Source organism: Bacillus sp. FSL R5-0397 (assembly GCF_038593395.1).
GTDB classification, from domain to species: domain Bacteria; phylum Bacillota; class Bacilli; order Bacillales; family Bacillaceae; genus Bacillus; species Bacillus altitudinis.
This window is the reverse complement of record NZ_CP151992.1, coordinates 623,292-644,814: the sequence shown is the minus strand read 5'-3', so window position 1 is coordinate 644,814 and position 21,523 is coordinate 623,292. Positions and strand designations below refer to the sequence as shown.

Sequence of the window (21,523 nt, the reverse complement as noted above, 5' to 3'; positions counted from 1 at the left end):
TTGATTTTAAGTGAGGATTAGTCAACATGAACCTAGAAAAGTTTGTTGACGAGCTGCCAATTCCAGAAGTCGCAGAGCCCGTCAAAAAAAACCCAAGACAAACGTATTATGAAATCGCTATGGAGGAGGTGTTCCTAAAAGTTCATAGAGATCTTCCCCCAACCAAGCTATGGACCTATAATGGCAGTTTGCCGGGTCCAACCATTAAAGCGAATCGAAATGAAAAGGTCAAAGTCAAATGGATGAACAAATTGCCGCTGAAACACTTCCTGCCTGTCGATCATACCATTCACGCTGGACATCATGATGAACCCGAAGTCAAAACAGTCGTTCACCTGCATGGGGGCGTGACACCTGCAAGCAGTGACGGTTATCCGGAGGCTTGGTTTTCGCGAGACTTTGAAGCGACCGGACCCTTCTTTGAACGAGAGGTTTACGAATACCCTAATCACCAGCAAGCATGCACATTGTGGTATCACGATCATGCCATGGCATTGACACGATTAAATGTATACGCCGGATTGGCTGGCTTTTATTTGATCTCAGATGCGTTTGAAAAATCACTCGAATTACCGAAAGATGAATATGATATCCCTTTAATGATCATGGACCGGACATTCCAGGAGGATGGCGCACTGTTTTACCCAAGTAGACCAAATAACACACCAGAAGATAGTGACCTTCCAGATCCCTCTATCGTGCCATTTTTTTGCGGGGAAACGATTTTAGTCAATGGAAAAGTATGGCCATATTTAGAAGTAGAGCCTCGAAAATATCGTTTTCGTATCTTAAACGCGTCCAATACAAGAACTTACGAGCTTCATCTAGATAACGACGCCACAATCTTACAAATTGGATCTGATGGCGGCTTTTTGCCAAGACCTGTTCATCACCAATCTTTTAGCATTGCACCTGCTGAACGTTTTGATGTCATCATCGACTTCTCAGCTTACGAAAACAAAACAATTGTTTTAAAAAATACGGCAGGCTGCGGTCAGGATGTCAATCCAGAAACAGATGCGAACATTATGCAATTTAAAGTCACTCGTCCGCTCAAAGGAAGAGCAGCTAAAACATTACGTCCGATCTTCAAACCACTGCCACCGCTCCGACCGAGCCGAGCTGATAACGAGCGAACGCTAACGCTTACTGGCACACAAGATAAATATGGGCGCCCGATTTTATTACTAGATAACCGGTTTTGGAATGATCCTGTCACGGAAAATCCTCGACTTGGTAGTGTAGAGGTATGGAACATTGTCAACCCAACAAGGGGCACACACCCTATTCATTTACATCTTGTTCAATTTCGGGTGATTGATAGAAGACCATTCGATACAGACATCTATCAATCAACTGGTGAAATCGTGTACACGGGACCAAATGAAGCGCCTCCTTTGCATGAACAAGGCTACAAGGATACAATTCAGGCGCATGCCGGTGAAGTCATTCGCATCATCGCTCGGTTTGTCCCATATAGCGGACGATATGTGTGGCATTGTCACATTTTAGAACACGAGGATTATGACATGATGCGGCCGATGGATATCATTTAGTAAATATGAAACCTCCTCTCTCTTAATTGCGTAATATGAAAAAGGGCTAACAGCTTCTATATATTAGCCCTCTATTTTCTTTTCAATCTCCATGAGAAAAACGAACAATGTATCGCATGAATGGCATTTTTTTGAACATTCCACACTTAAAAAGTTGACGAAGTAAACCGATAATACTACTATATACCCATTACCTCTATCAAAAGGCACTTAAGAAACCAAGCACGAACAAATAGAAAATCGTCATAAAAAACGGAGGAGTTCAATTTGAATGAAGAAAAAGAGACTTGCCAGGTCAAGCAAGAAACAGTGGCAGGTAACAGGGAGAAGCTTTCAATTCATGAAAACGAGAGCATTCGATCAAACATTGAACAACTAACAATTGAACTCGGTGAACAAAAAGAATTCAATCACTTCATATTAGATGAAAAACAGAAGACCATCAGCACATTATCGGCTCTCATTGCAAAAGGTGATTGTAATGAAGAGTTAAAAGCTCATTTTGTACAAGCATTACATATCGGGCTCTCTGTTATAGAGATTATGGAGATCATTAAGCACTGTACAAAGGTTGCAGGATTCCCTCATTCCATTAATGCCTTGTTTATTTTTCAAAACTTACTAGATGAAAACAATAAATAAATAAGAGAAAACGAGAAGTCTTCTGTCCTCTCGTTTTTTTATTTCCACTTACTTTACTCTCTTACGCTGATTCTGTCACAGTAGCAAAATATCAAAATACCACTCATTTCCTTGCTTAAAAAGTGATGTTCATTTCACAAACCGCATTTTTCACCGACACATCCCATGACAAAATAAAAAAACGTCCAGTTATATAAAATAACTGAACGCGCACCTTTTACCGATTGACAGTGAAATTGTTAACAATCCCGCCTTCTTTCTCCCAAGCGGTTTCTACTGTTTTCTTCTTAATATCATATTCAAAAATGGTTCTGACCTTCGCCTTTCGTCCTGTGTCATCCTTTAATTCCTTTGCGTTCTTTGCAACACCTAAGAAATAAACAGATGTACCATCCGCAGAAAATTGCGGCTGGGCAGCACTTAAAATACGCACATCTTGGCTGTTTTTAACAAGTGTCTTTGTTTTTCCTGTATCTACATCCATCACCTTAATAGATGATACTTCTTTTTCATTTCGAACCTTCACTTCTGTATAAATGAGTTTTTTATGATCTGGTGAAAAAGAAATATCATTGATGGTTTGAGAAATACGTGCAATTCGCTTACCCTTCTCACCTGTTTGAAGGGTAATCTTCATGGTCGTTGGTTCAGGATCCATTCCTTTTTCATTTGCCTCATCCGTCTTTTTATAATCCTCTTTTAACGAATAATGCTGAATGGCCAACAGATTTGATGCTGGATCATAAGCAAAAGAACTCACCGTATCATCATCACTTTTTTCTGGATATAACACTTTCACTTTCTGTGTTTTCAAATCAAAAGACGCTACATAAAATTGCTCACCTGAATCCTTGTTATACCTTAGATATAACTGTTTTCCGTCACCAGAAAGTCTCATACTGTCGATTGAATCGTCACTCGTAAAGAGCGTTTTTTCTTTATCCGTTTTCACATTCAATTCCCGTATACTTACTTTTTGTGTGTCTTCATCTGTATACGTATAGTATAAAAGCTGTTTCGCCTGATCATAAGCAATTGAAGGATATGCTGTCAGTTTCTCTGTATGAAGCGCCTTGTCATGCAAGTAATAAGTATTGTTTAACTTTTGATCCGTAAATGAAACAAGCAATTCGTCTTTTGCATCTTGATTTGTTTTCACTTTTCCTTCATGTTTTGCCTCTTGCCCCGGCTTCATCATGAAGAAGATGACGGCCGCAATCACTGCGACTCCAATTGCTGTGATGATCCACCATGTTGATTTTTTCATTGACTTTCAGACCCTCTCCACAAGAAAAGAAGCCAGAAAATAAACTTTTCCCGCTTCTTTGCATGCCTATGTATTAATAAGTGTAATGCCCTTTGACGACACCTTTACTTGTTTTATACCCAAGTGCTTTGAATGCTTTCGGACTTACGTCTAATACTGCGTTTGGCATTCTACCTACATCATATTTATATACTGTAATCACTTTATGTGGTTTCGCTTTTGTTGTCACTCTTAGTTTTGTACCTTTTTTCGGTACGTCAAATCCCATTTTCGTTGCTGCATCCCAATGACCGAGTTTTTTTCCATCTGCGCCTTTTTTACCGACACCATTATACCATGTAATATTGCCGCTTACTTTTTTTGCACTTGCTCCATGTGAGAAACTAAACGCTAAAAATAAACTAGCTACTGTTACGATTGTCGCGATAAGCTTTTTATTCATTAAAAAATCCTCCGTATTTGGTTTCTGACCCTATTATACATGAAGATGCACCCAGTTATTTTACAGTCACATTACAATTCGAATACAAGTTGACCACTTAATGACCGATTTTGTTCATAAATTTCACCAAAAACAGCCAGAACATTGTCAGTAGATCCCTCCCTTTTGTTTTATATAATAGAAATGAATCAAAGATAAGGAGGAATTTTCATGAAAAAGTGGTTCATCGTTTTGAGTGTAAGTTTGACCTTCGTATTGATGCTTTCAAGTATTCCTGCCTCTGCGGCTGGTCCTCGTCACGGCGCCATCGTGACACAAACGGATGAAGCCAAATGGTCAGGTATCTCGGCTGATATTGTGCTGCCAAAAACAGCCACTATTAAAAATGGCTATGCCGACTGGTATCTTGGTCTCGGTTCTGCCGTTGTTGAAAGCGGGATTTCAAAAACATCTTCTGGCTATAAGGTCTTCCTGGGCACCGGCTCCCAAGGCGGCAGTCAATATTGGAACAGCGAATACGATTCAAGTATTAAAGATGGTGCACGTGTCAACTTAAAGCTCATCAACAATGGTGATGGCACAGTGTCACTATACGTCAACGGGAAACTGCGTTATAAACAGCCTGTTTTCAATCCTAGTCGTCTGAAAGACCTCGATGTCGTCAAAATGGTACACGGCGTACAAGATAATGGAACAAACAGCTACTCGCAAGCAAGTTTCTCTAATGTACAGCTCCGTGCAAATACATCTGGAAGTGTCTATAAAAAATGGGACGGCACCGTCAAATCATCTCTTTTACGCAAAAATCTAGAATCTGGTGCTCCGGCTCCAAAATTCACGGTCATTTCGTCTATCCCACTTAGTACAACCCTTTCAGCACAATAAAGCACCCAACTTTGGGTGCTTTTGATTGTTCACAGCTTATCAACACTTCTCTTTTAATCAAAACATCAATTCGTGGTAACATAAGCATACATACTTTGAAGAACAAAGGAGAAAGAACGTGAGAAAAAGTCTACTTGTTTTCATGAGTCTTGTTGCAACCTTCTCTATCCTAGCAGCTTGCTCAAATACGACAAAAGAAGAAAAAACAGAATCTACGGCACTTCCAACGATTAATGAACGCATTCAAAATGAAACGAAAGAGGTCATGGAGCAGTCTAAGCTCGTAAAAGACACAGCGATCACCGTTGATCAAAAGAAAAAAGTCATTTCCTTAAACGTGACGGCTTCATCTGAGACCAATAGTGATTACGCTGAAGTCATTGGTTTGAACTTTGCCAAAACACTAGCTATTGGTGCATCCACTGAAAAGGAAAACAACCTGCATAAACCGGAAAATGACAGCCTCGGCGCCCTCTACTCCTTTTATGACCTAAACATTACCGTGAAACAGGAAAACGGAAAAGTACTGGCAAAAGGAAAGAAAACAACAACTGAAACAAAGATTACCTGGGAGAGAGCCCAGTAATTGGACAAGAAAATTCTTTATGGATTTTCTTGTTTTTTTTAACAAAACTATTAACATTGTGAAAAGAATGCCGATGAGTAAGATTGTGTTGGTTCTTAAGTACCAATAATTCTTATTTACATATCGGGGGAAAGTATCATGAAAAGAACAACGGAATTTGTTTTAGGCTTAATTGGAGGTATTTTTGGATTTTTCGGTGCAATGTTTGCCATTGCCTTTGGAGGACTCGATGCGGCATTTAGTGAATCAGGTACGAGTCAAATCACAGGATTAGGCTGGGCAGCGATGCTTTTCTCTATTCTTGCGATTGTGGCATCTGTTATCGTGAAGAAAAAAGCAAAGCTTGGCGGGATTTTATTATTAGTATCTGCTGTTGGTGGTATTATTTCTATTTCTATGTTCTTTATCCTTCCAGCTGTATTAATCCTCATCGCAGGATGCATGGGTGTGTTTAGAAAAGAGCCTGTCAAAACAGTTCCAGCTGAATAAAGTTGATATAAAAAAGCTTGTAGAGGGTCGCTCTACAAGCTTCTTTTATTGTATATTTTCATTTAAATCTTCTCTTATGATATCAATCAGCGTGTCAATATCCGAGTGAGCTCTAGATGCTAATCGTACCAGCAAATGATCGATATACTCATACAAATGACGATCTTTCAACATATACTTCCCATAATACGGAATGACAAAGAAATAGAGCAAATCAGCTACTTCTAGTGCAACGTCATCACCAACTTCATTCTTTAGCGCCTCCCCAACACATTGGATCAGCCAATTCAAATCTTCTTGCTTTTCAATCGGAACGTACATCAGCTGATGAATACGGTCCGTATCTCCCGTTTGTAAAATCTGCTCCGCTGCTCCCTTTGATAGAGCACCAATCTCTTTAGAAGATATATTAAGAACCGCGAATTCATTCTCTGATCTATCTTGATCCATTTGCAGCACGTTTTGGTCCATCTCGACTCACTCCCCGTTCTCAGATACTTTTATTATAAGGAATTCAGCTGATTTTTTATGGAAATAGTGGATTTTTTATGTAATTTTAAACAAAAAAGAGAACCTAATGATATGATTCAATCTCAATTGGCATAAAAAAACCATTGCACTTTATTTCAATCTATCTCAATATATGTATGTTAGTAGATTGAAAGGGATGAGAGAAATGAAGATGAAACACCCGTGGATCAAAGGAATTATTGTCAGTGTGGTTCTCGTACTTGGGCTTGGAATCTTTCCTGTCCAGCTGCCCTTTTTACACATGACTCATGCGACACCAGTCGCAAAAGCAGCTACACCGAAATACGTGACAACAGCGAATGTTCATCTTCGCAAGGGACCTGGAACAAAATATTCAGTGATATTGACCATTCCAAAAGGGAAAAGGATTCCTTATCTTGAAAAGAATGGTTCATGGATTCAAACAAAGTATAAAGGAAAGACGGGTTACGTCAGTTCTCAATATATCAAAAAAGCAGGCAAAAGCTCGCCAGCTTCATATGCTGCTCCTTCCACTAAAACGCCAGGTACGTATGTAAAAGGGATATTGGTTGTGAATAAGAAACATAGACTCCCATCTTCATACAATCCCGGAGAAAACAAACAAGCGAGAAAAGCTGTAAACGCTATGACAGCAAAAGCCAAAAAAGCAAACATCCGACTCACCGCTTTTAGCACCTTCCGTTCATACGACCGTCAGCGTGTCTTGTACAACAATTACGTCGCCTCTCATGGCAAAAAACAAGCAGATCGATTTAGCGCAAGACCAGGCTATTCCGAACATCAAACCGGCCTTGCTTTTGATATCGGCGGTGCCAATTCAAAACATTGGGCTGAAGATTCTTTTGCCAATACGAAAGAAGCGAAATGGCTGGGTAAACACGCCCATGAATTTGGCTTTATCATCCGCTATCCGAAAGGTAAAGAAAAAGTAACAGGCTATCAATATGAACCATGGCACCTCAGATACCTCGGATCAAAAAATGCGAAAAAAGTGAAAAAGAGCGGTAAAACCCTTGAAGAATATTTGAACATAAAAGGATAACAACAAAAGCACTCTTTTTCTTCAGAGTGCTCTTTTCATATATTCTCTTCTCTCTTTTTCATCGCAGCCGCCATTTCCACTTCACCCTCTGCTTCCAGCTGTTCAATAATGCGAGCATAATCTCTTTCATGGCGATTTTGGCTTAACTTAAAAGCAGCTTGAACTTCATTAATGACGATTTTGAAGCCCAAAATCCCTTTCATTTGTTTCTCTAACAGTTCCTCAGATAACGTATCCCATAACACTGGCTGATCTCTATGACTTTCATATGTCTCCAGCATCGCTGTTAATTCCTTGACCAGTTCTGATTTTTCGAGCAGTGAAGCCTTTCCATATACATGTACAGCTTGATAATTCCACGTCGGTACGGCTTCTTTCTCATACCATGAAGAGGATATGTAAGCATGCGGCCCTTGAAAAATGACGAGCACCTTCTCATTTTCTTCAAACGTTTTCCACTGAGGATTCCCAATCGCCATATGCCCTGAGACCACATACGAATCGCCAATTTGATGAAAACTCACTGGAATATGGGTCGCAATGGGCTTTTCATTCGTTGTCGTCACAACTGTAGCAAATGAATGTGATTGAATAAATGATTTGATTTTCTCCATATCTTTCACTTGAAAAAATGATGGTATATGCATATTCCCTTCCCCCTTATTTAATTAATAGCTTCTTTTTATCCCTTTTTTCACATCTTCCCAATCTTTTTCGATATTCTTTCGCACCCTTAGAAGATACTCATAAATCTGTTCCGCTTCCTCTTCAGAAAACCCATCCAGCGCTACCCGATTTGAATGATCATGTTCTCGTTTGATCATTGGATAGACGGCTTTCCCTTTCTCAGTTGGAAACAGCTTCTTGATTTTTTTGTTCACTGAGTCATCTTTTTTCTCAATAAAACCATGCAGCTCTAATTTTTGAATAGCTCGGGCAGCCGTTGTTCGATCTACCTTGATCATCTCTGCTAGTTTTTCCTGAATGATGCCAGGCTCCTCACAAATACGCACAAGATACAAATACTGCCCCTTCGTTAAATCGTACTCTTTAAATTCAATATTACTAATTGAATCAAGTGCCCGAGCAATCACGCCGATCTCCCGCAAAATTTCTCTCATTTATCACGCCTCTTTTTTATTGTATTTACATAAATTTTAAAAATTAGTCTAGCTCATGAATATTGTATATGCAATAAAAAGCCCACTTCCTCTCTGGAAGTGGGTTTCAGCCTCTTAATCATCACGCCTCTTCGATCCAAACAATACAGACAACAGGATAATATAATTGAACCCGACAAATTAATAAAGAATTATATATTTTAAAACTCATATATTCAAGTTAGATCACAACATATTACAATAAATTAGACAAACTTGACTCACCGTAAATTTCAGTATATAAATTAATCGAAAATTTATCCATCATACCCGAAATATAATCTGAAACACTTCTATGAATACAATTAGTATCTCTAAATTCTACAGGCAAAAGAAGTAGATCTTTATTAAAATCTTTATCTGTGAGAGCTTCCATTAAACCTTTAATTACTTTCTCACCCAATCTCTCATACATTTGAACTTTATTAGTACGATTAACTGAAGTAAAGGTTTTTTTCTTTAATGATTTCACTAAAGATTGGTACTTAACAAACCCAAGCTCTTCATTGTTTTTTGTTCCTGTTTTAACTTTATAATCTTCGCTTAACTGGACTAAATCAATATCACGTGCCAGTTTATCTACTATGATAGAAGTCAGTTCTTTGCGAAAAACAAATGCGAATTCTTCTGAAGAATTGTACATAGTAGATTTATAAGCATAACATTTTGCACTCTTAACCCAATCGCTTAAAATATTAAAATTATCCTTGCAATGTAATTTAATCTCGAATAAAAGTTCTTCGATATTGAAATAATTTGAACTTAAAGCATCCTCTAAATCATGAGCACAATATGCAATCTCATCTGCTAAATCTACAATCTGTACATCAATTGTTCGAGGGTATATTTCTAGATCATTGAGCTTTGCATTGAAGAAATCATAGTCTTCATTATACAAAAATTTACTTTCTTGGTGATCATGATCATAGGGCCTAAAGTATTTAACAGTACTCAAAAGACTTCTTCCGGTTAAATTTAGCCCTTTTAAGTTAGGATGCTTTTTTTCTAATTTTGTTAAGATACGAATTGTTTGTGCATTCCCTTCGAAACCTCCATGCTCTTTCATAAGTTTGTTTAAAACCTTCTCACCATGATGTCCAAATGGTGGATTTCCTATATCATGGGCAAGAGCACCACTTTCTACAACATAAATGTCTTCTCCGTAAACATCTAAAGTTGGAATCTTATTTTTTAATAATTCTGCAATTGATCTTGCTATTTGGGCAACTTCAAGACTATGTGTTAAACGATTTCTGAAGAATTTTCCTTCCTGAACATCCAATAGTTGCATTTTTCCTTGTAAACGTCTGAAAGATGATGAATATAATATTCGTGCATAATCACGTTGGTACTCATTTCTAGACCTACCATTCTCACTATGTTCGATTGAAAACCTTTCATTAGCTGTTTCTTTCAAAGGTACATAGTAATTTTCAAAGTAATTTTTTAATTGATTGTTTTCCAAGTAATCACTCCTAATAAAAACATAAGTGCAGATTTTGTCTTATAGATATTTGAACTCAGAAAAATGATAATAATTGGTATTATCCTTTAAGAATACATACATATTTTTTACAGTACCACTAATTACATATTATAACAATATAAAAACCAAAAAATATTTTTCGAAATTTCAAATATTTTTTAGATACAAAAAAGAGGCCTCTCATTTAATAAATTTTTTAAGAGACCTCTTCTTATTGCTTTTAATGAAGCTTATGAAATTTAGAAATGACTGTGGGTTTGAATAAATGCTCTAACCTTGCTACTGATCAAGGTCTTAGAGATTTCTTACATCATTCCACCCATTCCGCCCATGCCGCCCATATCCGGCATTCCGCCGCCTGAGCCGCCTTCTTCTGGTTTGTCAGCTACGACTGCTTCAGTTGTAAGAAGCATAGCTGCTACAGAAGCTGCGTTTTGAAGTGCAGAGCGAGTGACTTTTGTAGGGTCAACGATTCCTTTTTCGATCATGTTTACCCATTCGTTTGTTGCTGCGTTGAAGCCTACGCCAATTTCTTCGTTTTTCAAGCGCTCAACGATGACTGATCCTTCAAGACCTGCGTTGTGAGCGATTTGACGAATTGGCTCTTCAAGAGAACGTAGAACGATGTTCACACCTGTTTGAACGTCACCATCAGCTTCGATGGAAGCGACTTTGTTGTATACATTCACAAGTGCTGTACCACCACCGGATACGATACCTTCTTCAACTGCTGCACGAGTTGAGTTCAGTGCATCCTCAATGCGTAGTTTACGTTCTTTTAGTTCTGTTTCAGTTGCAGCACCAACTTTGATGACAGCAACGCCGCCAGCTAGTTTTGCAAGACGTTCTTGTAATTTTTCTTTATCGAATTCAGAAGTTGTTTCTTCTACTTGCGCACGAATTTGGTTCACGCGTGCTGCGATTTGAGCAGAATCTCCTGATCCTTCTACGATCGTTGTGTTTTCTTTTGTAACAACCACTTTAGACGCACGGCCAAGCTGACCAATTTCAGTTGATTTCAGGTCAAGTCCTAGGTCTTCTGTGATTAATTCTCCGCCAGTTAGAACAGAGATGTCTTCAAGCATTGCTTTACGACGATCACCGAATCCAGGTGCTTTTACTGCCACTGCGTTGAATGTTCCACGAAGTTTGTTCACAACAAGTGTTGCAAGTGCTTCGCCTTCTACATCTTCAGCAATGATCAATAATGGTTTTCCTTGTTGTACGACTTGCTCAAGTACAGGAAGGATTTCTTGAATGTTTGTGATCTTTTTATCAGTGATTAAGATGTAAGGATTTTCAAGAACCGCTTCCATCTTATCAGAATCAGTGACCATGTATGGTGAAGCGTATCCACGGTCAAACTGCATTCCTTCAACCACTTCAAGCTCAGTTGTGAAACCTTTAGATTCTTCAATTGTGATGACGCCGTCGTTTCCTACACGCTCCATCGCTTCAGCAATTAGGCTGCCGACTTCTTCATCTGCTGCAGAAATAGACGCAACTTGAGCAATTGATTCTTTACCTTCGATTGGTTTAGAAATCTCGTGCAAGCCTTCAAGTGCTACTTTCACTGCTTCTTCGATTCCTTTACGAACGCCAACAGGGTTTGCACCAGCTGTTACGTTTTTAAGACCTTCACGGATCATTGCTTGAGCTAGAACTGTTGCAGTCGTTGTACCGTCACCAGCTACATCGTTTGTTTTGCTTGCAACTTCTGCCACAAGTTTTGCACCCATGTTTTCAAATGCATCTTCTAATTCGATTTCTTTTGCAATCGTTACACCATCATTTGTGATAAGTGGAGAACCGAATTTTTTCTCAAGAACCACGTTACGTCCTTTAGGTCCTAAAGTTACTTTTACAGCATCTGCAAGTGCATCTACACCACGTAACATCGCACGACGTGCTTCTTCACTGAACTTAATATCTTTTGCCATAATAACGAAACCTCCTCAGTCTTTTTAGAAATTTATCTCAATCTTTGTTTATGTGATTAACCAATAACAGCTAAAATGTCGCTTTCACGAAGGATTAAATATTCTTTTCCTTCATATTTCACTTCAGTACCTGCATATTTTGAGAAGATAATGCGGTCGCCTGTGTTTACTTCTAACGCAACGCGCTCACCACTTTCAAGTACACGACCTGAACCTGCTGCAACAATTTTACCTTCTTGCGGTTTTTCTTTTGCAGAATCCGGTAAGACAATACCGCTAGCGGTTTTTTCCTCAGATTCAACGAGTTCAATGATTACGCGATCGCCTAATGGCTTTAACATAAGAAACAACCTCCTCAATTTTTATATGTAGTCTTTTTTAGCACTCATCATCAACGAGTGCTAACACATTTATTATAATAAAGAATGTCTTCTGTAATTTCAAGTAAAAACCTTTAAAAATTTTTACGCTTTCATGATCTTTTTTTATCACCGATTCTTTCCTTTTCAACGAAAAAGAAGACTTGTGTTACAATAAATCTAGTTCTTTTAGTAAAGGGGTTTTCGTTACTTGAAAAAACAATATTGGTACATCATCTTAACGTATATATTGGTGCAATTTTCTGCGTTTCCGTATGTGTTCATCATGAAGTGGTTAGGTTACATTCAGACACCGATGACACAAGCAGAGCTCTCCAAATTGTCAGGAACATGGACAATCATCAGCTTCTGTATTGGACTAATCATTATTCTGCTCATCCTTCGGACTGTGCCAAAAACATCACTTCGAAATGAAGCACCGGCATCAGTCGGCGTGGCAATCGCTTGGATCATTGGCGGTTTCTTTCTTTCCCTCTTTGCACAATCCATTGCGGGGGCGATTGAACAATATGCATTTGGCATTAGCCGAGAATCCGAAAATACTCAAAACATTTTAGCCATTATGGATGCAGTTCCATGGCTTGTAATCGTCATCGCTCTGATTGGACCGATATTAGAAGAAATCATTTTTCGAAAAATCATTTTTGGTGTGGTTTATGAAAAAACGAATTTTTTCATTGGCGCACTTGTCAGTTCAGTTGTTTTTGCTGCTGTACACAATGATTTCCCACATATCTTGCTCTATACCGCAATGGGCTTTACATTTGCCTTTTTATATGCGAAAACAAAACGAATCATTGTTCCAATCGGCGCACACATGCTGATGAACTCGCTCGTCATTCTTGTGCAGATTGAGCCAGTAAGAAAAATGATTGAAGAACAATCTCAAACAATGCAAATGATTATTGGAGGCTTTTTCTCATGAGAAACCCTGTCGTATGGGGCATTATTTATTTTGCCGTAGGTGTGGCGTTCACCTATATGGCCATTCAAAATCCAGGTGACATGTGGTCATTTTACAGCATTTTGCTGATGGTGTTTGCGGCCTATAATATCAATATCGCGTTAAAAATGTTTGCTTTTTCTGTCAAAATGAAAAAACAGCAGCAAAAATAAAGCAAAAACCATTTTCCGCCGTTTGGAAAATGGTTTTTTTATGGAGGTCATGTTTTCATGGAACACGAAAAACTGAACATCATGAACAATCAGCATGAAACGATTGGTACAGCCGCTCGATCTGATATCCATGCTGAGGGCCTTTGGCATGAAACCTTTCATTTCTGGCTTTTAAAAAAGGAAGATGACACAGTGTTTCTCTATTTTCAGCTGAGGAGTCCCTCCAAAAAGGATTTCCCTTCTCTACTTGATATCACAGTAGCAGGCCACCTTCTCGCAGATGAACAGCCTTCTGATGGCATCAGAGAAGTCGAAGAAGAGCTTGGTCTTTCCATCTCGTTTGAGAACCTTACCTTTGCTGGTGTCATTAAAGATGAAATCCATATGCCATCGTTTACCGATCGTGAGTTTTGCCATGTGTATCTTTATATGGATCAAAAAGAGCACATGGATGTCCATCTACAGAAAGAAGAAGTTGCTGGACTTTATAGAGCAAGGTTGATCGATGCACAGCAGCTTTTAAATAGAGAATGCGAAAAAATGAACATCGAGGGCTTTGAAGTGGATGCAGACGGCAAGCGACGTGAGGAAAAGAGAGAGGTCCATGTACATGATTTTGTCCCGCATGAACCTGCCTATTATGAGCATCTCTTTCAAGCAATCAATCAATTTCTTTCACAATAGAAAAAGCATCGTGACCCCTATTTGGATCACGATGCTTTTTTATGAGACAACATCATTTTCTTTCTCCTCTGTCTCTGTTTGCTGCATTTTGCGATAGGTCACTCTTGAAATGACAATACTCACTTCATACAAAACGAGCATTGGCAAGGTAACCATGAGGTGAGAAACGAGCTCTGGCGGTGTAATAAGTGCGGCAATGACAAGGAGGACAAAATAGGCATACTTCCGTATTTTTGATAAAAACATCGGTGTAATGATACCAAGTCTAGTGAGAAACATCAACACGACAGGCATCTGAAACAAAAAGCCAAATGGAAGTGTTAACTGCATCAGAAATGTAAAATACTCATGAATCCCAATCACTTGCTCCACATGTAAATCATTTGACATCCGTATCATAAAATCGACGACAAATGGAAACAAAATAAAATAAGAGAAAGCCACACCGCTCAGAAATAAAAGCAGTGCAATCGGAATATAAGCAAGTGTCACCTTTCTTTCTTTTTCATATAAGCCAGGACTCACAAACGCCCAAAGCTGATATAAGATCACGGGACACGTCAAAACAAGAGCAATGACAAAAGCGAACTGCATAAACACGTACAGTGGATCTGTGAGCTTAAACGCGTTCAATGTCAGTGTGGCCGCTTCATCGGTATTTTGTAAATACACAATGACCGGCTTAGCGAGAAAAAAACCTGCCACCATAAAGGTGACAAAAAACATCGCAATGATCACTAAACGTTTTCGCAGTTCCACAATATGCTCCATAAGCGGCATATCTTTGACATTCATGAAGCTCATCCTATTCTACTGATCTTCTTTTTTCTTTTTTTCTTCCTGATCATCAGCTAAACCTTTTGTGGCATTTTTGAATTCACGTAATGTATCTCCTGCTGCTCTTCCTAATTCAGGAAGCTTTTTCGGCCCAAAAATAATGAGCGCAACAACCGCAATCAGAACCAAACTTCCAGGACCGATCGGACCCATTTGCTCCACCCCCTTTACCCCTTTTCGTCAGTCCTCCTGTGTAACAGAGTAATGCTTTAAGAAATACACAAGAGACTGAAGTTCAACCGCCAAATCTATATGATGAATTCGAATGTGTTCCGGCACATTCAATCGAGCCGGCGTAAAGTTAAGGATTCCTTTGATGCCAAGGGCAATCAAACGATCTGTAATGGATTGAGCTGCTACGGCAGGCACTGTCAAAATCGCAACAGGAATATCTCCTACCTCTTGCACATGCTCTTCAAGCTTATCCAAATCATAGACAGGCACGCCGCCTATCTCACTTCCTATTTTACTCTCATTGACGTCAAAAGCCATTGAAATTTTTGTATTATTATTTTTAATGAAATTATAGTGTAAAAAAGCAGTCCCTAAATTCCCGACACCGATGAGCATGACATTCGTCATTTCATCTTGGTCAAGGGTCTTTCTAAAGAAGGTCAAGAGGTAATCGACATTATAGCCATACCCTTTCTTCCCAAGTGCACCAAAGTAAGAAAAATCTCGGCGAATGGTGGCAGAATCCACTTTGACTGCATCACTAAGCTCTGCCGATGACACCCTTTGTTTTCCTGATGCATGCAGATTTTTTAAAAAACGGTAGTAAAGCGGCAAACGTTTGGCTGTCGCTTGTGGAATTTTTGACTGGTCTATATTCATATAAGATCCTCCAACTTAAATATCAGATGCTCTGTGAAAATCACCGTTTTTCCCGCCTGTTTTTTCTACTAGATAGGTCGGGCCGATGATCATCCCTTTGTCTATTGCTTTGCACATGTCATAAACGGTCAGTGCACATACTGAGGCAGAAGTGAGCGCTTCCATCTCCACACCCGTACTTCCTTTTGTTTTCACCTGTACTTGTATGTTCAGAATGTACGCATTTCCGTCTTCCTCCCAATCAAAGGAGATATCGACACCTTTTAATGCAAGCGGATGACACATTGGAATGATGCTGGACGTTTGCTTTGCTGCCATGATGCCAGCTACCTGTGCGACAGATAGTACATCCCCTTTTCCAATGTCATGCTTTTGTATTTGATGAAATACTTCTTTTATCATACGAACGCTTGAAACAGCAACGGCAGTTCTCACTGTAGACGATTTGTCACTAATGTCGACCATCTTTGCTCTTCCTTGTTCGTTAAAGTGGCTAAATTGACTCATCTTTCAACGCTCCCTCACTCAAATCATACACTATTTTTTCCTATCTGTCTTTCATTTGACCATGGCAGCCGTATGTAAGATTTGCCGGTTTACTGCTGATAAGCTACACTTAACATATTATAGCAGAGGTGAAGTTACATGATGATTCTACAAGTGAATCAGCTGTCCAAATCGTTTGGCGCTGATACCGTTTTAACGAATATAAAATTGGAAGTCAAAGCGAGGGATCGTATTGCCATTGTCGGTCGTAACGGTGCAGGAAAATCCACGCTTTTAAAAATCATTGCCGGTCAAATGTCTTACGAACAAGGTGAGATCATCAAACCGAAAGACCTATCCATTGGATATCTAGCACAGCATACAGATGTGACGTCTACACGTACGCTAAAAGACGAACTACTATCCGTTTTCGATCATTTAAAAGAAATGGAACAAGAGATGAGAACCATAGAAGAGAAAATGGCTTCTTCCACAGGAACAGAATTAGATTCTCTAATGAAAACCTATGACAGACTGCAGCAAGCTTTTAAAGATCAAGGCGGCTATCAATATGAAGCAGATGTCCGCTCCATTTTACACGGACTCGGCTTTAGTCATTTTGAAGACCATACAACCGTCCAATCCTTAAGCGGCGGTCAGAAAACCCGTCTAGCGCTTGGAAAGCTATTATTGATGAAACCAGAACTCTTGATTTTGGATGAGCCAACCAACCATCTAGATATTGATACCTTATCATGGCTTGAGCAGTATTTGCAAAATTATACAGGAGCCATCCTCATCGTTTCCCATGACCGATACTTCTTAGACAAAGTCGTGAACCATGTATATGAAGTGTCAAGAACAGCGATGAAAAAGTTCGCAGGGAACTATAGTAAGTATCTTGACCAAAAAGCTGAGCAGCTAGAGCGTGATATGAAGCTGTATGAAAAACAACAAGAAGAAATTTCGAAGCTTCAAGATTTCGTGGATCGCAACTTAGCAAGAGCCTCCACCACAAAGCGTGCTCAAAGTAGGCGGAAACAGCTGGAACGAATGGATCGTTTAGATAAGCCGCTAGGAGATGAAAAATCCGCAAACTTCCATTTCGATATTATGAGACAAAGCGGAAATGACGTGCTGAAGGTGCATGATCTCGATATTAGTTACGATAAAAAAACGCCGCTCCTCTCCTCCCTCTCTTTTCATATTAAACGGGAGGATAGCGTGGCACTCATCGGTCCTAACGGTATCGGGAAATCAACTCTTTTAAAAACCTTAACGGATACGTTAAAACCAGTAAAAGGCGAGATCAGCTTTGGTTCTCATGTGACGATTGGCTACTATGATCAGGAACAAGCCAAGCTGACATCCTCCAAAAAAGTGTTAAATGAACTTTGGGATGATTATCCCCATATGACTGAAAAAGATATTCGGACTTGTTTAGGAAACTTCCTTTTTTCAGGTGATGACGTCTTAAAGCCTGTACATGCTTTAAGTGGTGGAGAAAAAGCACGACTTGCACTGGCAAAGCTGATGCTCCAAAAAGCCAATTTCCTCATTCTCGATGAGCCGACGAACCATCTTGATTTGGACAGTAAGGAAATATTAGAGAATGCACTAATAGATTATCCAGGCACCATCTTGTTTGTTTCACATGACCGTTACTTTATCAATCGCTTGGCAACAAAAGTTCTCGAGTTGTCACCAAATGAAACAAAAGAATACCTTGGTGACTACGACTATTATCTTGAAAAGAAAAACGAACAATTAGAGCTTGAAGCACTCCAAACTCAGGAGACGCATAAAAAACAAGCAGAAAAACCAGTAGAAACAGCAAAACTTTCCTATGCAGAAGAGAAAGAACTCAAAAAGAAAGAAAGACAAAAGCAGCGCCGAATTGAAGAAATTGAAGAGCGTATCGCTGTCATCGAAGACAAGCTCGGTGAAAACGAAGAGCTTCTATGTGATCCTGCTATTTTCCAAGATCACGAGAAAGTACAAGCCATTCAAACAGAAAATGATGCGCTCAATCAAGAGATGGAATCACTTTTTGCGGAATGGGAAGATCTATCAGATGCATAAAGAGTGCCCTAACGGGTGCTCTTTTTTTAAGGTGAGAATCTTTATCCACAATGATACCCACAATAACATCTTGATTATTCTTAAATATTTTAAAGTTATCCACTTTATCCACAGTATTTTAATCACATATCCACACAAAAGATCACATTTATACACATTCTCTTCATTTTAAAACGAATTTTCTAACAATTGTGGATATATAACGTTTACATGTGAATAAATCGCTTTCATTTCAATAGAAAAAACTCCTGTATATCCACAGGAGTTCCAAATTTTTGACAAAGGGCTAAAATGAACTTGATTTTAGCCCTTTGTCTTCTTTTCAGCGTGCTAGAAAACCTTTGCAGTCTAGGAAGGACGAGTACTGGCGCGGAGCGAATTTCATATTCGTGAGCACCAGCACGCAGGACTGACAAAGAATGCGAGGGTTTGTCTACACGCTGAAACTCCTGTATCCACAGGAGTTCTTATTCATAGGAGACAAGCGGCAGTCCAGGTTGACCGTTCATTGCCATGTCGCCTCTTATTCCCTTTTCAAATGCAATGGTTCCCGCAGCAGCAATCATGGCTGCATTGTCTGTACAAAGAGACAATGGCGGAATCATGACATTCACTTCAGGTAGCTTTGCAAATGCTGAAGTGAGAGCTTCTCTAAGACCTTTATTGGCAGCAACCCCGCCAGCTAGAACAACTTGTTTCACACCATACGCTTCAGCCGCTTTTAATGTCTTTCCGACTAACACCTCAATCACGCTTTCTTGGAAACTTGCAGCCAAATCCTCTGGCGCAATGGTTTCGCCCTTTTGAGACGCATTGTGTAACGTGTTGATAACCGCTGATTTTAAACCGCTGAAGCTAAAATGATAAGACCCTTCTTCAAGCCATGCTCGAGGAAGCTTAATCGTTGGCTCCCCTTCATGTGCCAATCGATCAATGTGAGGTCCCCCTGGATATGGCAGACCCATTGTCCGAGCTACTTTGTCATACGCTTCTCCAGCCGCATCATCCAACGTTTCACCAATGACCTCAAAAGACCCATGCTCTTTCATCAAAACAAGCTCAGTATGCCCACCAGAGACGACTAGAGCTAAACAAGGAAATACCAGTTCACCAACGAGCTGGTTCGCATAAATGTGTCCAGCAATATGATGAACACCAACAAGCGGAATTTGATGTGCAAAACTCAATGCTTTGGCTGCATTGACACCTATCAAAAGTGCACCAACTAAGCCCGGACCTTCTGTCACAGCAATGGCGTCTAAATCCTGAAAGGTCATATTGGCCTGCGTCATGACTTCTTCTAATACGATCGTCATTTGTTCCACATGATGCCTTGAAGCGATTTCTGGTACCACGCCGCCAAATCGTTTATGACTTTCTATTTGTGAGGCGACAACATTCGCTACGATCTCTTTCCCATTTTTCACAATGGACGCAGCTGTTTCGTCACAGCTTGTTTCTATACCTAATATGAATCGATCTTTTTTTTCACTCATTTATCTTCACCCACATGACTAATGCATCTTCCCCGTTATCCGTATAATAATTCTTTCGAATAGAAGCTGGTTTAAAACCTAGCTTTTCATAAAGGGATTGTGCTGGCGTATTTGATACCCGCACTTCTAGTGAAAGATGATCTGTCTTTTTTTCTTTGCAAAATTCCATGACATATCGAAGCAGCGCTTCCCCGTATCCTTTTCCCCGGTGCTCAGGGAGAATCGCAATATTCGTAATTTGTGCATCATCCATGACAATCCAAACGCCACAATACCCAACAGGCTGACCATCTTCTTCAATGAGGAAATAATGGCTGTATTGGTTATGGAGAATTTCATAGACAAACGACTCTTTTTTCCAAGGCGCTGTAAACGAATGCACTTCAATCGTATATACCTCTGGGATGTCCTCTACTGTCATTCTTCGCATCTCTACTGTGTTGAGATTATTTTTGTCCTTCAAGCCATTTCACTTCCGCTTCTGCCAAACGAATATAATTAGGAACAAGCTGATGGACATCTTCAGCAGGGCGGTCTGCCCCTAAAAATGCGAGCACTGAAGGTCTTGGGTTATGAAATGCCTCGTCTGCGATCACAGCAGTTTCTCCAAGTATGGAGAGAACATTCTCTTGATGAAGATGCACATCATGTCCAAGAAATAAAACAGAGTTCCCTTCCTTTTTCAGCTCTTGAAGCCAATCAGTGAGCAGGATATTTTGATCTGGTTTCGCTTCTTTTATCTTTCCACCTTCAAATGTATATAGCCCTGTATAAACTTGTCCTCTTCTTGCATCAAATATAGGAGAAATCATTCCACCAAAATATCGAGCATTTGCCGCCAGCGTTTCTAAACTTGAAACAGCAGTTATCGGGATAGACAGCGTCCAAGCAAGTGTTTTTGCAATGGTCACACCGATTCTAACGCCAGTGTAAGAACCGGGTCCTTTGGCTACAACAATTTTGCTTAATTCGTTCGGTGCTACGCCGCATTCTTTCATCAATGCTTCAACTGTCGGCATTGCACGTACTGAATGATTCTTCTTTAAGTACGTAATACTTTCCCCAACCACAGTGTCATCACGGACAAGAGCTATTCCGAGTGTATGGTTTGACGTATCAATTGCCAGTATGGTCAATGTCTTTCATCTCCTTACAAAGGGCCTCATAGCGCTCCCCTTTTGCATAAAACGTGAGATGACGTTCTTCTTCACGTTCTGTTCTCAGCATTTCAATTTTTAAATACGATGAAGGCAATTGAGGTTCAATGAGATGTGCCCATTCAACCAAACATACACCTTCCCCCTCAAAATATTCGCCCAGTCCAATATCTTCTTCCGCATCTTCCATACGATACACATCCATATGATAAAGTGGCAGTCTGCCATCCGTATATTCTTTAATAATTGTAAAAGTAGGGCTGTTGACGATACGGGTAATACCTAAGCCTTCTGCAAAACCTTTTGAAAAAGTCGTTTTACCTGCGCCTAAGTCTCCTTCTAATGTTAAGACATCGCCGGGCATCACAAGTGTAGCCAAGGCAGCAGCAATACGTTTCGTCTCATCCGCACCTTTTGTTGTCCACGTTAACTTCATGGTGGAG

26 protein-coding genes are annotated in these 21,523 nt (G+C 39.7%); 10 read left to right on the top strand and 16 right to left on the bottom strand.

The features are described from left to right. Positions 1-26: 26 nt before the first annotated feature. Together NSQ70_RS03185 and NSQ70_RS03180 are read left to right on the top strand one after the other, a co-directional pair. Positions 27-1,556, top strand: a complete 1,530-nt coding sequence (locus tag NSQ70_RS03185; protein WP_072367833.1) for a multicopper oxidase domain-containing protein — start codon at positions 27-29, stop codon at positions 1,554-1,556. Between the two features lie 267 nt (positions 1,557-1,823). Further along, positions 1,824-2,198: a carboxymuconolactone decarboxylase family protein gene (locus NSQ70_RS03180; protein ID WP_342502444.1), complete on the top strand. Its 375-nt coding sequence runs from the start codon at positions 1,824-1,826 to the stop codon at positions 2,196-2,198. 217 nt (positions 2,199-2,415) lie between these two features. Here the strand turns inward: NSQ70_RS03180 and NSQ70_RS03175 are convergent, their stop codons facing one another. Together NSQ70_RS03175 and NSQ70_RS03170 are read right to left on the bottom strand one after the other, a co-directional pair. After that, entirely contained in the window at positions 2,416-3,465 is a 1,050-nt protein-coding gene (locus NSQ70_RS03175; protein ID WP_342502443.1) for a hypothetical protein, read from the bottom strand. Between the two features lie 73 nt (positions 3,466-3,538). Continuing rightward, a complete protein-coding gene (locus NSQ70_RS03170; protein WP_003213878.1) occupies positions 3,539-3,907 on the bottom strand; it encodes an RlpA-like double-psi beta-barrel domain-containing protein in 369 nt (122 codons plus the stop codon). Positions 3,908-4,117: 210 nt separating this feature from the next. On the opposite strand from NSQ70_RS03170, the gene NSQ70_RS03165 reads away from it, so the two are divergent. The 3 genes from NSQ70_RS03165 (at position 4,118) to NSQ70_RS03155 (ending at position 5,867) form a co-directional block, all read left to right on the top strand. Beyond that, entirely contained in the window at positions 4,118-4,792 is a 675-nt protein-coding gene (locus NSQ70_RS03165) for a hypothetical protein (protein WP_041093255.1), read from the top strand. 118 nt (positions 4,793-4,910) lie between these two features. Then, positions 4,911-5,378 (top strand): hypothetical protein, encoded by a 468-nt coding sequence (locus tag NSQ70_RS03160; RefSeq protein WP_144667741.1) that lies wholly within the window; start codon positions 4,911-4,913, stop codon positions 5,376-5,378. 138 nt (positions 5,379-5,516) lie between these two features. Next, a complete protein-coding gene (locus NSQ70_RS03155) occupies positions 5,517-5,867 on the top strand; it encodes a DUF4064 domain-containing protein (protein ID WP_008344359.1) in 351 nt (116 codons plus the stop codon). A gap of 45 nt (positions 5,868-5,912) precedes the next feature. Here the strand turns inward: NSQ70_RS03155 and NSQ70_RS03150 are convergent, their stop codons facing one another. Continuing rightward, positions 5,913-6,338 carry a hypothetical protein gene (locus tag NSQ70_RS03150; protein WP_342502442.1) on the bottom strand — a complete coding sequence of 142 codons (426 nt, stop codon included), beginning with the start codon at positions 6,336-6,338 and terminating at the stop codon, positions 5,913-5,915. A gap of 205 nt (positions 6,339-6,543) precedes the next feature. Between NSQ70_RS03150 and NSQ70_RS03145 the strand changes: the two genes are divergently transcribed. Beyond that, on the top strand, positions 6,544-7,422 hold the full coding sequence (locus NSQ70_RS03145; RefSeq protein WP_342502441.1) for a D-alanyl-D-alanine carboxypeptidase family protein: 879 nt from the start codon (positions 6,544-6,546) through the stop codon (positions 7,420-7,422). A gap of 35 nt (positions 7,423-7,457) precedes the next feature. On the opposite strand, the gene NSQ70_RS03140 is transcribed toward NSQ70_RS03145, so the two are convergent. The 5 genes from NSQ70_RS03140 to groES form a co-directional block, all read right to left on the bottom strand. Continuing rightward, positions 7,458-8,069 (bottom strand): FMN-binding negative transcriptional regulator, encoded by a 612-nt coding sequence (locus tag NSQ70_RS03140; RefSeq protein WP_342502440.1) that lies wholly within the window; start codon positions 8,067-8,069, stop codon positions 7,458-7,460. Positions 8,070-8,090: 21 nt separating this feature from the next. Further along, positions 8,091-8,543, bottom strand: coding sequence for a MarR family transcriptional regulator (locus tag NSQ70_RS03135; protein WP_342502439.1), 453 nt, complete (start codon positions 8,541-8,543; stop codon positions 8,091-8,093). A 235-nt stretch (positions 8,544-8,778) separates the two neighbouring features. Then, on the bottom strand, positions 8,779-10,047 hold the full coding sequence (dgt, locus tag NSQ70_RS03130) for a dGTP triphosphohydrolase (protein ID WP_342502438.1): 1,269 nt from the start codon (positions 10,045-10,047) through the stop codon (positions 8,779-8,781). Positions 10,048-10,373: 326 nt separating this feature from the next. Continuing rightward, positions 10,374-12,008, bottom strand: a complete 1,635-nt coding sequence (gene groL / locus NSQ70_RS03125; protein ID WP_007496015.1) for a chaperonin GroEL — start codon at positions 12,006-12,008, stop codon at positions 10,374-10,376. Positions 12,009-12,064: 56 nt separating this feature from the next. Then, positions 12,065-12,349 (bottom strand): co-chaperone GroES, encoded by a 285-nt coding sequence (groES, locus tag NSQ70_RS03120; RefSeq protein ID WP_003214120.1) that lies wholly within the window; start codon positions 12,347-12,349, stop codon positions 12,065-12,067. Positions 12,350-12,578: 229 nt separating this feature from the next. On the opposite strand from groES, the gene NSQ70_RS03115 reads away from it, so the two are divergent. From NSQ70_RS03115 to NSQ70_RS03105, 3 genes are read left to right on the top strand one after another with little or no spacing between them, the layout of a single operon-like run. Continuing rightward, positions 12,579-13,313 carry a CPBP family intramembrane glutamic endopeptidase gene (locus tag NSQ70_RS03115; protein WP_019743787.1) on the top strand — a complete coding sequence of 245 codons (735 nt, stop codon included), beginning with the start codon at positions 12,579-12,581 and terminating at the stop codon, positions 13,311-13,313. Continuing rightward, positions 13,310-13,504, top strand: a complete 195-nt coding sequence (locus NSQ70_RS03110) for a YdiK family protein (RefSeq protein WP_017366710.1) — start codon at positions 13,310-13,312, stop codon at positions 13,502-13,504. The genes NSQ70_RS03115 and NSQ70_RS03110 overlap by 4 nt, the downstream gene beginning before the upstream one ends. A 57-nt stretch (positions 13,505-13,561) precedes the next feature. Continuing rightward, the gene (locus NSQ70_RS03105; protein ID WP_256689042.1) at positions 13,562-14,188 is read left to right on the top strand and encodes an NUDIX domain-containing protein; all 627 of its coding nucleotides are present in this window, start codon (positions 13,562-13,564) and stop codon (positions 14,186-14,188) included. A gap of 39 nt (positions 14,189-14,227) precedes the next feature. Here the strand turns inward: NSQ70_RS03105 and tatC are convergent, their stop codons facing one another. From tatC to moaC, 4 genes are read right to left on the bottom strand one after another with little or no spacing between them, the layout of a single operon-like run. Continuing rightward, positions 14,228-14,992, bottom strand: a complete 765-nt coding sequence (gene tatC, locus NSQ70_RS03100) for a twin-arginine translocase subunit TatC (RefSeq protein ID WP_096881072.1) — start codon at positions 14,990-14,992, stop codon at positions 14,228-14,230. A 6-nt stretch (positions 14,993-14,998) separates the two neighbouring features. Then, positions 14,999-15,178: a twin-arginine translocase TatA/TatE family subunit gene (locus NSQ70_RS03095; protein ID WP_008344374.1), complete on the bottom strand. Its 180-nt coding sequence runs from the start codon at positions 15,176-15,178 to the stop codon at positions 14,999-15,001. A 27-nt stretch (positions 15,179-15,205) separates the two neighbouring features. Beyond that, complete coding sequence (locus NSQ70_RS03090) at positions 15,206-15,859, bottom strand: redox-sensing transcriptional repressor Rex (RefSeq protein WP_008355687.1); 654 nt, start codon at positions 15,857-15,859, stop codon at positions 15,206-15,208. 15 nt (positions 15,860-15,874) lie between these two features. Next, entirely contained in the window at positions 15,875-16,366 is a 492-nt protein-coding gene (moaC, locus tag NSQ70_RS03085; RefSeq protein WP_026050052.1) for a cyclic pyranopterin monophosphate synthase MoaC, read from the bottom strand. A gap of 138 nt (positions 16,367-16,504) precedes the next feature. Here moaC and NSQ70_RS03080 point away from each other — a divergent pair, with 138 nt between their 5' ends. Continuing rightward, entirely contained in the window at positions 16,505-18,427 is a 1,923-nt protein-coding gene (locus tag NSQ70_RS03080) for an ABC-F family ATP-binding cassette domain-containing protein (RefSeq protein WP_045034401.1), read from the top strand. A 467-nt stretch (positions 18,428-18,894) separates the two neighbouring features. Here NSQ70_RS03080 and tsaD read toward each other — a convergent pair whose 3' ends face one another. From tsaD to tsaE, 4 genes are read right to left on the bottom strand one after another with little or no spacing between them, the layout of a single operon-like run. Next, the gene (tsaD, locus tag NSQ70_RS03075) at positions 18,895-19,923 is read right to left on the bottom strand and encodes a tRNA (adenosine(37)-N6)-threonylcarbamoyltransferase complex transferase subunit TsaD (protein WP_017359857.1); all 1,029 of its coding nucleotides are present in this window, start codon (positions 19,921-19,923) and stop codon (positions 18,895-18,897) included. Continuing rightward, a complete protein-coding gene (gene rimI / locus NSQ70_RS03070; protein WP_008344382.1) occupies positions 19,916-20,344 on the bottom strand; it encodes a ribosomal protein S18-alanine N-acetyltransferase in 429 nt (142 codons plus the stop codon). The genes tsaD and rimI overlap by 8 nt, the downstream gene beginning before the upstream one ends. Positions 20,345-20,369: 25 nt before the next feature. Then, positions 20,370-21,059, bottom strand: a complete 690-nt coding sequence (gene tsaB, locus NSQ70_RS03065; RefSeq protein ID WP_100325615.1) for a tRNA (adenosine(37)-N6)-threonylcarbamoyltransferase complex dimerization subunit type 1 TsaB — start codon at positions 21,057-21,059, stop codon at positions 20,370-20,372. Beyond that, positions 21,040-21,516: a tRNA (adenosine(37)-N6)-threonylcarbamoyltransferase complex ATPase subunit type 1 TsaE gene (gene tsaE, locus NSQ70_RS03060; protein ID WP_007496038.1), complete on the bottom strand. Its 477-nt coding sequence runs from the start codon at positions 21,514-21,516 to the stop codon at positions 21,040-21,042. Before tsaE ends, tsaB begins: the two co-directional genes overlap by 20 nt. Positions 21,517-21,523 lie beyond the last annotated feature (7 nt).